At 46.7% G+C, this 13,002-nt stretch carries 11 protein-coding genes and 1 pseudogene; all 12 read left to right on the plus strand.

The features are described from left to right. Positions 1-34: 34 nt before the first annotated feature. The 12 genes and pseudogenes from BQ5361_RS10845 to BQ5361_RS10570 all read left to right on the plus strand — a co-directional run bounded on the left by BQ5361_RS10845 (position 35) and on the right by BQ5361_RS10570 (position 12,995). Positions 35-577 (plus strand): annotated as a pseudogene (locus BQ5361_RS10845) (DUF3575 domain-containing protein). Positions 578-606: 29 nt separating this feature from the next. After that, positions 607-1,974, plus strand: coding sequence for a DUF4906 domain-containing protein (locus BQ5361_RS04900; RefSeq protein ID WP_035474413.1), 1,368 nt, complete (start codon positions 607-609; stop codon positions 1,972-1,974). 7 nt (positions 1,975-1,981) lie between these two features. Then, positions 1,982-3,169, plus strand: coding sequence for a tetratricopeptide repeat protein (locus tag BQ5361_RS04905; protein ID WP_035474410.1), 1,188 nt, complete (start codon positions 1,982-1,984; stop codon positions 3,167-3,169). Positions 3,170-3,402: 233 nt separating this feature from the next. Continuing rightward, complete coding sequence (locus tag BQ5361_RS04915; RefSeq protein ID WP_071424956.1) at positions 3,403-4,734, plus strand: DUF6047 family protein; 1,332 nt, start codon at positions 3,403-3,405, stop codon at positions 4,732-4,734. Between the two features lie 21 nt (positions 4,735-4,755). Continuing rightward, on the plus strand, positions 4,756-4,920 hold the full coding sequence (locus BQ5361_RS10670) for a hypothetical protein (protein WP_154818436.1): 165 nt from the start codon (positions 4,756-4,758) through the stop codon (positions 4,918-4,920). Next, positions 4,921-5,583 carry a DUF6047 family protein gene (locus BQ5361_RS04925; RefSeq protein WP_035474534.1) on the plus strand — a complete coding sequence of 221 codons (663 nt, stop codon included), beginning with the start codon at positions 4,921-4,923 and terminating at the stop codon, positions 5,581-5,583. It begins immediately after the preceding gene. Positions 5,584-5,777: 194 nt separating this feature from the next. Beyond that, on the plus strand, positions 5,778-6,284 hold the full coding sequence (locus tag BQ5361_RS04930) for a hypothetical protein (RefSeq protein ID WP_035474532.1): 507 nt from the start codon (positions 5,778-5,780) through the stop codon (positions 6,282-6,284). A 253-nt stretch (positions 6,285-6,537) separates the two neighbouring features. Beyond that, positions 6,538-7,770 carry a site-specific integrase gene (locus BQ5361_RS04935; RefSeq protein WP_035474530.1) on the plus strand — a complete coding sequence of 411 codons (1,233 nt, stop codon included), beginning with the start codon at positions 6,538-6,540 and terminating at the stop codon, positions 7,768-7,770. 759 nt (positions 7,771-8,529) lie between these two features. Then, complete coding sequence (locus tag BQ5361_RS04940; protein ID WP_229088635.1) at positions 8,530-8,877, plus strand: helix-turn-helix domain-containing protein; 348 nt, start codon at positions 8,530-8,532, stop codon at positions 8,875-8,877. 1 nt (position 8,878) lies between these two features. Beyond that, positions 8,879-11,449 carry a DNA (cytosine-5-)-methyltransferase gene (gene dcm / locus BQ5361_RS04945; RefSeq protein WP_071424957.1) on the plus strand — a complete coding sequence of 857 codons (2,571 nt, stop codon included), beginning with the start codon at positions 8,879-8,881 and terminating at the stop codon, positions 11,447-11,449. Next, a complete protein-coding gene (locus BQ5361_RS04950) occupies positions 11,446-12,618 on the plus strand; it encodes a hypothetical protein (protein WP_071424958.1) in 1,173 nt (390 codons plus the stop codon). The genes dcm and BQ5361_RS04950 overlap by 4 nt, the downstream gene beginning before the upstream one ends. 2 nt (positions 12,619-12,620) lie before the next feature. Further along, a complete protein-coding gene (locus tag BQ5361_RS10570; protein ID WP_074021968.1) occupies positions 12,621-12,995 on the plus strand; it encodes a hypothetical protein in 375 nt (124 codons plus the stop codon). The last annotated feature ends 7 nt before the right edge of the window (positions 12,996-13,002 follow it).

Genomic DNA, 13,002 nt, shown 5'->3' on the forward strand with positions numbered 1-13,002 from the left:
CGACATACCGGTGTTCACGAAAAATCGACCAGTCATGAAAATCAAATTAGTCATTCTGCTTGCGCTGTTCTGTGCGGGTGTTAAGCCTGCGGCGGCACAATACTGCGGCGTCAGGAGCAATCTGCTGGCGCTGGCCGCCGGAACGCTCAATGCAGGCCTTGAAATTATGGTTGCCCCGCACTATTCTTTCGAGATTGCTGCTCTGTGAAATCCCGTGCGGGGACATAGCCTGCAGATGAGCCATGTCGCCCTGCGCCCTGCCGTGCGCTACTGGTTCTACCAACCTTACACGGGGCATTTCCTCTCGGGCAATCTCTCGGCCGCCCTGTACGACGTGGGTACGGAGAAGAGCTACCGCCGGGGCTGGATGGCCGGTGCGGGCTTCTCCTACGGTTATGCGTGGCCGCTCTCTCCGCGTTGGAACTTCTCGCTCGAAGCCGGCATCGGACTCTACTATATGCAGGAGCGGCGGGGGCGCCGCAGCCTCCCTGCCACCGAAGACGAGCGGATATACCGCACCCGCCGGCTCGCTTTCGGCCCCTCGAAATGCGAGGTGAGTTTTACTTATCTATTCTAAACATCCTAACCTTTCATCTTCATCCTATTATGCAGCGATTTCTCATTTTCATCACGGTGCTGGGCACGCTGTGGCTGTGCGCATGCCAGAAGACCGAGCCGGAGGAGCTCCGGTTCCAGCCCTCACCGTCCGTACCCGAGGCGGGGACCGTACCTTTGCAACTCTCTTTCGGTGTCGTGGAACAGCGCATCGTCGATACCGACGACCCATACGACGATACTATACCGAAAACCCGAGTGGTAAACGGCCGTCCGGATAATGTAAACCTTTACATTTTTAACGAAACGGCGGAGTATGCCTACCATGCGTATCTGACCAAGTCGTCGTTGCCGCCGACGGTAGCCGTACCCAAAGGAGCGTGCCGGATTTACTGCATCGGCAATCTGGGGTACGACATGGGGGAACAGACACCCGCACAACTGACACAGTTCTGCTTTCAGGCGGCAGATCCTGAAAAAGATTTTCCGCCGCGTCATGCGACCTTGCTGTCCCAAAAGCTGGAAGTCACCATAGACCGGCAAACGACACTCGACATCGAATTGGAGCGAATATTCGTGTTGCTGAGCGTCAATATAAAACTCGACAAGACCCTCGACAGCGACGCCCGCATCCTGCATGTCGTTCCGTATAATATTCCTGCGAAGAATATGCTTTTTGCAGAAAACAGACTCGGCGGTTCGGGAGAGGTCGTCGCCTATCCGATAAACGATAAGAGCGGCAGTTCGCTGCGGAGTTATTATACGTCCTTTTATCTGCTTGAAAACATCCAGAATCCCGTTCCGACCATCACCGACTACCGGGACCGCACGGCTGTTTTGTCTCCCCGATATGCCGCCTATGTGGTTGTACGGGTCGAAATACGGGGCAACCTGTTCGATTACCGTATTTATCTGGGAAATGGAGACCCTTCGGATTTCAGCATACGCCGCAATAACCATTATCAGTACATCATCACGATCTTCGGGACCAATTCGAGCGATTACCGTATCTCCAAAACCCAAGTTACCTTCTGGTCGGGGCACGATGAAGAGCGTTACCGCAATACGCTGGCATGGAAGGCAGGCGCCGCCTGCGGCAAGCTGCAAATTCTGACCGAACGCTTCGATACGGGCAATGAAATACAGGTATCTTACAAGAAAGTTTCGGGAACATTCAAGTCCCAATGGCAGATGCAGTACAAACGCTCGAAAGACAGCGAATACAAAAACTGGCAGCCGGGAGAGTGGATTACCGTTCATGACGGAAACGGATTAAGCAACACGTTTTTGAAATTCATCAATTCGGATGGGGAAACCCGGTGGCAGACGGTCAATAACTATTTCACCTTCACGCTGCGCGACGAACGGGGTGCAACGTACAATTACACGGTAAGTACCAATCCTTCCGATTTAACGTAACCAACTCATGAAAAGAATATTATGTGTTATCGTTTCCACGCTGGCCGTGCTCCTGCTCTTTGCGGGCGGATGCAGCGTTGCCCGGCGGCTCGACCGCCGTGACGTTTCCGCAGTCCTGAGCCATACGCCCCGGGCCTTGCGCGTCGATGCCCGACCTGAAGCGACCGCTACAGCCGATACGATAGAGATACGGGAAAGCGCTGCGGCCGATTTCGGGCTGACTCCCGTTACCGTGACCCGCGAGAACGGCGAGGAAACCTATCATATCGAAATCGAAGAGATCGTGGTCGTGGCACCTGCGCGTTCCCTGCCCGAACGCCTGGGTGCGGTAACGGTCGATTTCACGGTCCGCCTGCCCGCAGAGCTGTCGGGTGCGGACCGTCGCGTAGTCATCACCCCTGTCCTGCATCGGGAGGACGGACGCGAGCCGCTCGGAAACATCGTCCTTTCGGGCGAACTCTTCGGCCGGGTACAAAAGCGCAATACCTGGCAGTATGCCCGTTATCTGACGCTTTTCCAGCCAGACAGCGTGCAGGCGGCACAGGCATACCGTCGCTTCGTACATCATACGCCGGTGACGGACGTACGGGCCGACTATCCCGCACACCGCAACGGCGAGGCCACGTACCGCTTTACCCAGCGTATTCCGACCGCCAGTGCCGGGCGACGCCTGCGCCTCACGCTCGAAGGCTGCGTGGAAGCCCTCGACGGCAGCCGGTACCCGCTGCCACCCTCCGATACACTCGTGTATCACATCTCCTCGCTGCTGACATTCGCCGATACGACCGCCCGCTACGTGCGGCATACATTTCCCGTCTGTTCAGGGAACGACGCTCTGTATCCGCCGCAGGATACACTTACGACCGTCACACCCGATACGCTCTACCGTCGGGGTACGGAGCTGCTGATGTCAAAGAAGTACATACAGGCACTGGAGCTGTTAATGCCCTACGGGGACCTGAACACGGCCGTATGCCTCCTCTCGCTCGGCAACGACCGGAGGGCCTGCGAACTGCTGCAACGGCTTCCGCCGGACGATGCCCGCGTATGCTATCTGCTCGCTATTGCCTATGCCCGTCTCCGAGAGGAGGACAAGGCATTCGACGCCTACCAGAGGGCATGTGCACTCGATGAAAACCTCGAATACCGAGCGGCTCTCGACCCGGAACTTCATTCTCTTATCAAAAACCGCTAAAATCATGAAAATACGATGTCTCGTCGTTATCGTCCTCAGCCTGTCCTGTGGCACACTGACAGGTTGCACGGTAACGGAACAAACCGAAATGGATGTCACGACCTGCCCGCAGCCAACGCCCGAAGTGAGCGTTGTGCCCTGGGTGCCTGACGATATCGAAGGTGAAACCGTGGGACATTAAAACGCCGGAGATTCCTTTAGACGCATATCCGATGCCTGCAATCCGAAATTTCATGGCCCGTATCGCCGGAATGTTCCCGTTTCGTCGTGACCGGGGAGAGGATACCGAGCTGTTCCTGTTGCTCGACGCCGCACAGAAGCCGCTCCATGCTTTCCGTATCGTCCTGCCCGGACGACAGGACGACCCCCGGCGGCAGGAGCAATGGCAGCGGCAATACCGCCGTTTCGTCCGCCGGATGCTGCACCGTTTCGGTGACCGGCCTTTGACGGAGTTAAAGATAGAAGCCTACCGACTCGGCAAGGAACGTCTGCGGAATACCTGGCCCGAAGATACGGATAAGTACCGTAAATCGCTGCGCGGACTGCGACGGCAGCCTACGGCGCAGACCCTCCTGCTCGATGCGGCCTATGCGCTCGCCGAAGGACTGCCGCTGCCGACCGATGCCGCCGCACACGAAAAACTGATACGACGCAAAGGGTATCGGGAGTTCCTGCGTACCGTACCGGCACGGCTGCAGGGACAGGCTCCGCAATCCGGCTCTGTTCGCATCACGGGAGTGGAAACGGCACAGGGCGTATTGCTGTTCAGCGAAACACCGTTGGGACGTAAAGCCCGTCATAGTTACCTTCAACATTGTGCCGATGTCTATTTCGACCCGCGACAAAATGCCGGCACGCTGCGTCTGCTCGCTATCGACGCTCCTTCGGCAGAAGTACGGGCACTGGCCGACAATTGCATCGTGAGAGCTTCACGGCGCGACGAACGCTCCGAAGAGTGCGGGCTGCGTTATTCGCAGTGCGACTTCTCCTGCGAGCGGATGCTCCCGGGAGATTCGTTGCCCGATGCATATTGTGTCGAGCACTACCGGATGAGTCCCGACTTCTATGCTTTCGACCGTTTTACGAAGGAGAATATGCTGCTCGTCGGTCGTAAGAATTACGACATCGCCTCTTTGCTGTACATTGCAGAAAATGGTTATGCCGGTCATCTGGCCGCCGATTATTTTCATCCCTTCGGTTACGAGGGACGCTTTGCGGCTTTGGCCGAAAAGATTCGGGATGCACTCGAAGCCCGTGCGGACAATCCCGCCTCGCACCACGATTTCGGGTACGAAGCGCTCCAACGGCAGACGCGCGATATAGCCTGCGACATTCTGGCGGCCGACTACGGCATCCGCAGCGGCAGATTCGAAGCCGAGGCCGAAAGACCCGAGCCGCGTGCAGACGTTTCGGATATTACGCCGGCCCGTTCTCCCGGATATAGAATACCGTTCGGGGAAACAGCACAAAATACCGGAGCCGAAACGGAAACCTTATCTCCGCCTCCTGCACGCCGGGGACCCGGACGCAAGAGCACCAAAGGGCACGATAAAACCATTTGCTAAATGAAAACGACCGTTCCAGCCATGACAACGATTCCAGATACCACGCCGGGGGCCTGTCTGACGCTCGACCCGCTGTACCGTCCCGTAAGTTTCGAGCGCAACGACGGGACGCAAACCTCCTGGCGGCACTTTATCGACGCCAACATCGATTACTTCGCCTGCGACCGCTTCCTGCCTGATTTGTGAATGTTCCGTTTCCCGGCAACGGGGCCGGACTTCGAGGAACAGACCTTCGGACCGCAGAGCGTCCGCTCGTTCGGAGCCGTTCCCGATGCCGCCGTACGGCTGCGCACGGCGGCCTACTGCCGCGACAAGGGCCTCGACCCGCTCTCCCCGGACGGCTCCCATATGGCACTGTGTCAAGATGCCGATTACCTGCACGATTTACGATACGGCCCCGGCATCAACGTCATACGCTGCGGAATGGCACCGTTCCCGACCGTACCGCTGGCCGACTGCGACGGCACGTGCTGGCTCTTCGCCTCGCACGAAGCCCTGCGGCTCTTTCTCCAGCGGCAGGCCCGCGACTACTTCCGACAGGAATATTCCATGCAAAGACTTGCCCTTTATGATGTCGCACCTTTGGAGACCGGAATACGTTCCGCCCTGCACCGAACACGCAAAAAACCGGGCGAAGGAATAACGATAGAGCAAAAGGTGGTGCTGCCTTACGCCATCCCGCACGGGGTATTCGACATGGCTCCTGACCTGGAGCACTACCTGCGATTCGTGGCTCAAAACGGGGTCGGGCACCTGTACGTTACGCCCCACAATCGGCGCATCGTACAACTGCTGCACATCCGGGAGCACGGACGGCTGCTGCCCGAACTGTTCGTACCGGCAGATTGAACGGGAACGGCGCTCCGACACCCCGATTCCTTAATACATCCGATGGGTGAAGACGGACGCGCAGTCGCCGCAGCGCTGCTGGCACGAATGTACCCCGGCCTGCGAAAACCGCAACCGGACAGAAAAGAGGTGCATGTGGCCCGGCGCTCAATAAACCGCAAAACCGGAATAACTCTCTAACGAACCGTACAGCCATGATAGAGAAACAGCTTCACGGCAGCGTTTACGTGGCTCTGGGCCCCGGAATGCAGGTGTACGACATATCGACCGAGGGTATCGGAGAGGCAGGATTCCGGCAGTTCATAGACAGCATACAGCACGCATCCATCCGCAAGCGAGGCATGCCGATACTGACCTTCGGACGCTACGACATGGAGGATATGCGCGGCCTGCACTTCACTTCCGGGCAGGACAAAACCCGCTACCTGCTCGAATGTCTGGGGCCTGCCATACAGCACGACAAAGGAACGCTCGTGCAGATGACCGATACCGTATCGCTCTATTATTGCTGCCGGCACGACATAGACCCGCTCTCGGATGAGGGGCAGAACGTGCGCCTGCGGCAGGATTTCCGGCAGACCGAAGCTGTATTCCGCAGCCAGGTCCGAAAACTGCAAACAATGAGGCGGGCAGCAGAACAGCTGCGGGAAATACGGAAGGATGAGCCTTATAAACGAAAAGGACTTAAAATAAACACGTAACGAAGTAATAGAAAGCGGAGAAGTGCAGAAAATAGGTTGAGAATGTGGCTATTACGCCATATTTCACTCTTAATGAAAGGCAGAAGGAATCCGTAATATAGCGTAATGATGCAAATGTTCAGTTACCACATCATTACCGAGTGATATAGTCAAAACGTGTTGCTAAGTGGCTATATTTCTGCAATTTGCATTATTTGTCATAACTGTCTGTAACTCACTATGAATTAATTTTGTAACCATAAAAAAGTGAGTTATGCGAAGTACCTTTAAAGTATTATTTTACGTAAAGAAAGGTAGCGAGAAGCCTAATGGCAACCTGCCTTTGATGTGCCGCCTTACGGTGGACGGAGAAATCAAGCAGTTCAGCTGCAAGATGGATGTGCCTTTGCGTCTGTGGGACGTGAAAAACAACAGAGCCTCGGGCAAGAGCATCGAAGCACAGAAAATCAACATTGCCGTTGATAAAATCCGGGTGGAAGTAAACCGCCGTTATCAAGAGCTGATGCAGACTGATGGGTATGTCACTGCCGCCAAATTAAAAGATGCCTATCTCGGTATCGGTGTCAAGCAGGAGACTTTATTGAAACTTTTTGACCAGCACAACAGCGAGTTTGCCAAGAAAGTAGGATACAGCAGGGCAAAAGGAACATTCCAGCGTTATGTGACCGTCTGCAAACATATCCGTGAGTTCCTGCCTCATACCTACAAACGTGAGGATATTCCTCTGAAAGAGTTGAACCTCTCTTTCATTAACGACTTCGAGTATTTCCTGCGCACTGAAAAGAAATGCCGTACCAATACTATATGGGGCTACATGATTGTGCTGAAACACATCGTTTCCATAGCGCGGAATGACGGACGTCTGCCTTTCAATCCCTTTGCTGGGTATATTAACTCTCCCGAAAGTGTGGACAGAGGATATGTCACGAAAGAGGAAATACACACAATGATGGACACCGAGATGCCCGATAAGACACATGAACTTGTCAGGGACTTGTTCCTGTTTTCCACGTTCACTGGCTTGTCCTATTCTGATGTCAAGAACCTGACCAATGACAATTTGCAGACATTCTTTGACGGAAACCTTTGGATTATCACCCGAAGAAAGAAGACCAACACGGAATCCAATATCCGTCTGTTAGATGTACCCAGACGTATCATAGAGAAGTACAAAGGCATGACAAAAGACAACAAGGTATTCCCTATGCCGAGCAATACGACTTGCAACAAGAAGTTGAAAACCATTGCCAAATTGTGCGGTATAAAAGCCCATCTGACCTATCATGTTGCAAGACATTCAGCGGCGACCACCATTTTATTATCCAATGGAGTACCGATTGAAACCGTAAGCAGACTGTTGGGGCACACCAACATAAAGACGACCCAAATCTACGCAAAGATAACCGCCCAAAAGATAAGTCAGGACATGGAACAACTCTCTGAAAAATTGGGAGATATGGAGAAAAGCATTTGTAGGTCGATATGAAAATTACGGACCGTCAGTCGCCTGTTTCCTTGCTCGTCCATTAAGTTAGTACAGACTTTATTGAAAGGGAAAAGGTCAGGCGGCTGCGCCGTTTCGGGCAGAATCTTCCTCTTCCAGAGCGTATTCAGCCCGAAAACCTTTTCCCTTTCACGTCTGTACAATGGACACTGACGGCTACGGAAACAAACGACTGACGGAAAAGAATCGTCAAAGACAAAACTATTGAATAGGCATATATGTCTATCATTATTTGTTTATAGAATTTCATTCAAAACCGAGTGAGGTGCTTTTATAGGACACAATAAAAAATTGTGGCAAACGGGAAACTGCACTCCCTCCAGAAAATAATCTTTTTCCCTTGGCGGTGTTTTTGGAACACCGTTTTCGCCTTGTCGGAATGTCGTGCTTTACCGATAGGCAAGGTGCTGTTCATTCCTGCAATTCTGTTGACCGTTTTTTTCTTGACGGCTTAGAGACCAACCGACCATGATGCTAACCAATAATTGGGCAAACCAACCAACCGACCGTTACTTGTTGGAAACAACAAATAATATGACCAATCTCAAATAAGCATCTTATCAAAGATTATTCTTCTATTTTTAGTCGTGATTTCGATACTTAAATCTTATGTTCAAACGAACATAGCAAGTTGTGTTTTGGGACGCCCGAAATGTTTTCGGCGTTCCAAAACTACTTGCTGGAATCTTTTTCCTCCAAAGTCGGAAAGGTCAGCATAAAAAAGGTCTGGGAATATAGCCCATGGCTCAAATATTATTTGTACTTTTGCCAAATAATGTCAAGACACAAAAGAGTAAATTTATGTTTTCAGAGCGTATTAAAGAGCTTCGTGTTCAGAATCAGATGCCACAGAGACAATTAGCAGCGGCTTTAGATATTGATACTGCGACTTATTGCAAAATAGAAAAAGGTGAGAGAAGAGCAAAAAAAGAGCAGGTATCTATTTTATCTAAATTATTTAATGTCAATGCTGAACAACTATTGACTTTATGGCTTGCAGATCAGGTGTCTGCCGTAGTATCAAGTGAACAAAAAATTGCACCTCAAGCATTATCTCTTGTTGTTGAGGCATTAAAACGAGATATATAATATGGCTAGAGTAAAATATGAAATGATTGATCCTGATTTAGCTTCTGCTATGTTGTCTGAGGCTAAATCAACTTATGGTCTTAAAACTTACATCAGTTTGTTTAGCAGTGCTGGTGTTGGGTGTTATGGTTTTAAAGAAGAGGGATTTTACTGCATAGCAACTGTCGAGTTGTTGGAGCGAAGATTAAAAATACAGTCGTTTAATCACAAGTGTGTATATCAGAGCGGTTATATCTGTGGAGATATGACGTTGCAAGAGACTAAAGATAAGGTTTTTAAAGAACTTGCCCTTTGGAAAAGAGGATATAATATTACTGATCTTGATGTTCTCATTGCGACCCCACCATGTCAAGGAATGTCCGTTGCAAATCATAAAAAGAAAGATGAGCTAAAGCGAAATTCTTTAGTTGTTGAATCAATCAAAATGACGATGCAAATTAAGCCGAAATTCTTTATTTATGAGAATGTTCGTGCTTTCTTGAACTCTGTATGTACCGACATTGATGGTCAAGATAAAACCATAAAAAATGCCATAGACAAAAATCTTTCAGGAGACTATAACATATCATATCAAGTCCTGAACTTTAAAGATTACGGAAATCCGTCTAGCCGTACTCGTACACTCGTTATTGGCGTAAGAAAAGATATGAAAGAAATTACGCCTTTTGATTTATATCCAGACAGGCAACCAGAAAGGACATTGCGCCAAGTTATAGGTCACCTTCCGTCCTTGAAAAAAATGGGAGAAATATCTGCTGATGATATTTATCATAATTTCAGAAAGTATTCACCTCATATGGAGGCGTGGATTGCGGATATTAAGGAGGGACAATCAGCATTTGATAATACTGACATATCAAAAATTCCACATACTATTAAAAATGGGATTGTGGTATATAATGCTCAAAAAAATGGTGACAAATATACTCGTCAGTGTTGGGATAAGGTTGCTCCTTGCATTCATACTCGAAATGATATTATGGCAAGCCAAAACACAGTACATCCTACCGACAACAGAGTTTTTAGTATCCGTGAATTGATGCTGATGATGTCTGTTCCCTCCTCTTTTGTATGGACTGATATCCCATTTAAGGAGTTGAACGCTTTTTCAGAAAAGCAGAAGCATGATTTTCTGAAAAAAGAAGAAATGAATATTAGACAAAATCTAGGGGAAGCGGTTCCAACTATTATTTTTCAGCAGATTGCACACAAAATACGTGCTGCTTTATGCAAACCGACAATGTCTGAACAAGACATCAAATCACTTATTGAAGTGAAAAGTTTGACCACACCATCTTGCTTATTGGAATATATAAAAACTGCAGACCACCGTAGTTTTGCTGATTTGTCTAAAATTGCAGAATTGGCAAACGCACAAAGAGAAGACAATGCCGCCTATTACACAAGGCAGGATATTTGCTTTTCAATTGTTAAAAATTTGCCAGATGCGAAAAATTATTCTGAACTGAATATTCTGGAGCCATCAGTTGGAGTTGGTAATTTCTTGCCGACCTTGATTCAAAAATATTCAAGTGTCCCTGCGATAAACATTGATGTTGTGGATATTGATGCCGTAAGCATTGAAATTTTAAAAGAATTAGTAGATAAAATAAATATTCCTGCTAATGTGCATATTAATTACATCAATGCAGATTTCTTATTGTATGAGTTTGATAAAAGATACGATATTGTAGTAGGTAATCCTCCGTATAAGAAATTGACAAAAGAAAAAGAATTATTGTCTAAGTATAAATCAAACATCTATAATAAAGATACTAATAATATATTTTCATTTTTCATTGAAAAAGCAATGAAAATAGGAAACGTCGTTTCATTGATTGTGCCCAAAAGCTTGATTAATGCTCCTGAATTCAATTTGACTCGTTCATTGATGAAAGAAAAGAGAGTGACTCATATTATAGATTTTGGAGAAAAAGGATTTAAGGGAGTTAAGATTGAAACAATATGCTTCATTCTTGATACACAGAAAAAGCCAAGCAATACAATTGTCGAATCTTATATAACAAATACGGTATTGGAACATAAACAGGAATATTTAATGGATGACAAATTTCCATATTGGATAATTTATCGCAACAATGAGTTTGACGAAGTTGCCGATAAGATGGATTTCAACGTGTTCAAAGCATATAGAGACAGAGTCATTACCAAATCAATAACAAAGAGTAATGGAAAAATAAGGGTCTTGAAATCAAGAAACATAGGAAACAATGAAATTATCAACATTCCTGAATATGACAGCTATATTGATGATGTAACTGGTTTAGATGTCGCAAAATATCTGAATCAGTCAAATTGTATTCTATTGCCAAATCTTACATATAATCCACGGGCGTGTTTCTTGCCCAAGGGTTGTATCGCAGATGGCTCTGTTGCAATCTTGACATTAGTGAATGATGCTGATTCTGTTTCTAAAGCAGATTTGGCTTTTTATGCAACAGATAGCTTTACAAGGTTTTATGCAATTGCTAGAAATTTAGGGACACGTTCTCTTAATATAGATAATAACTCCGTTTTCTTTTTTGGGAAACTTAAATCTCAACAGGTATGAGAGATACTATAAATGAATATCTTAGTCAATTTGATTTAGATATACGCAAGTCTCATGACGCTAGGTTTGTTGACCAGAAATGTACTCCTGACATTGTATGTTTTATGGCCGATTGCGTTATGAATATGGTTGCAACAAAGCCTGTCTTTGTCATTAATGATATATGGGGATCACAATATTTTATTCAAAATTCAAGAGTGATATTTAATAAACCATGGGCAAATGACAAGAAAGCATATAATGAATATAACAAAGTGCTTTCACAACCACTAAAATTGTTAGCATATGCACACATCTTGAATGTTGAAATAGTAGATGGTTCTCTTACATTCTCTGTCGCTAATGAAGATTTGTTGGATTATATTTCAAGAAAAGATCGCAACGCATATAATTTCTTATATTGCTACTTTATGAAAGTTATGACTGATAGTGGCTTTATGAAGTATTTTGAAGAATATGCAAAAGATAGCATAGATAATCCTATTACGGCAAGAGATGAAATTTATGACAGATATTTCAAATTGATAAATGGAAATACTCCGTCGCATTCAAGATTAGACATAAGACGTATGTTTCATAAGGTATTCAACGTGTATGCGGCTGAACATCATTTGCATGGAAGTAATGGAAAGATTACATACTACTCAGATTTGATGTATAACAAAAAGAATTGGCGCGATATGGACAAAGATAAAACCATAACACGCCAGGAGGCATTGACACCTGAAAAGAAAGAAAGGCAAGAGGCTATAAATACATATTATGTACAGAAAGCAATTGCCTTAATTCGCAAAATCCAAACAGAAAGCGAAGTTCATGATAGTTGGGGTAATGGAGAGGCTACACAAGTGCATCACATTTTTCCCAAATCACAGTTTCCGCAGATTGCTCATTATGTTGAAAATCTGATATTATTGACTGCAACACAACATAATACAAAAGCGCATCCAAATAATAAAACTCAACAAATAAACAGGGACTATCAATTAGTGTGCTTATTAGCAAAAGCTGATACAATTGAAAATTCCTTGCGACTTGTCGGAGATAAATATTATAGGAAAGAATCATTTGTATATGTGATAAACACTGGATTAACGACTGATTTTAGTACAAGTCTGACTTTCGAAGAGATAAAAACAAAACTAGTTCAAATTTATAACGCAGCATAACTATGTATAAATCAAGTTTTGGTTCAAAAGGACAAATACAATTTGCCAATGAACATGAATACTACACTTTCTTAGGATATCTTGCCAAATCTGATGGCAGTACATCAATCGTTTGGGAACATAATGAAAATCAAGGTGCTTGGGGAAGTGAAGGTCGCATTCAAGTACATATATCCAATATGCCTAATATTGGACAACTCGCCATAACTGCAGGAAATGGAGGCGATGTAATAAGTAGAATAAATTGTAATGAGTTTGTTGAGAATATTTGTACTAATCATGGTTTTAACTATGGTAAGAATCAGGATATAATAAAAATAAGACAAACAATCCCAGTTCAATATCAAGCAGATTTTGATAAAGGATTAAACCTTTAGTGAATAA

The sequence above is a fragment of the Tidjanibacter massiliensis genome (assembly GCF_900104605.1).
Taxonomy (GTDB): Bacteria; Bacteroidota; Bacteroidia; order Bacteroidales; family Rikenellaceae; genus Tidjanibacter; species Tidjanibacter inops.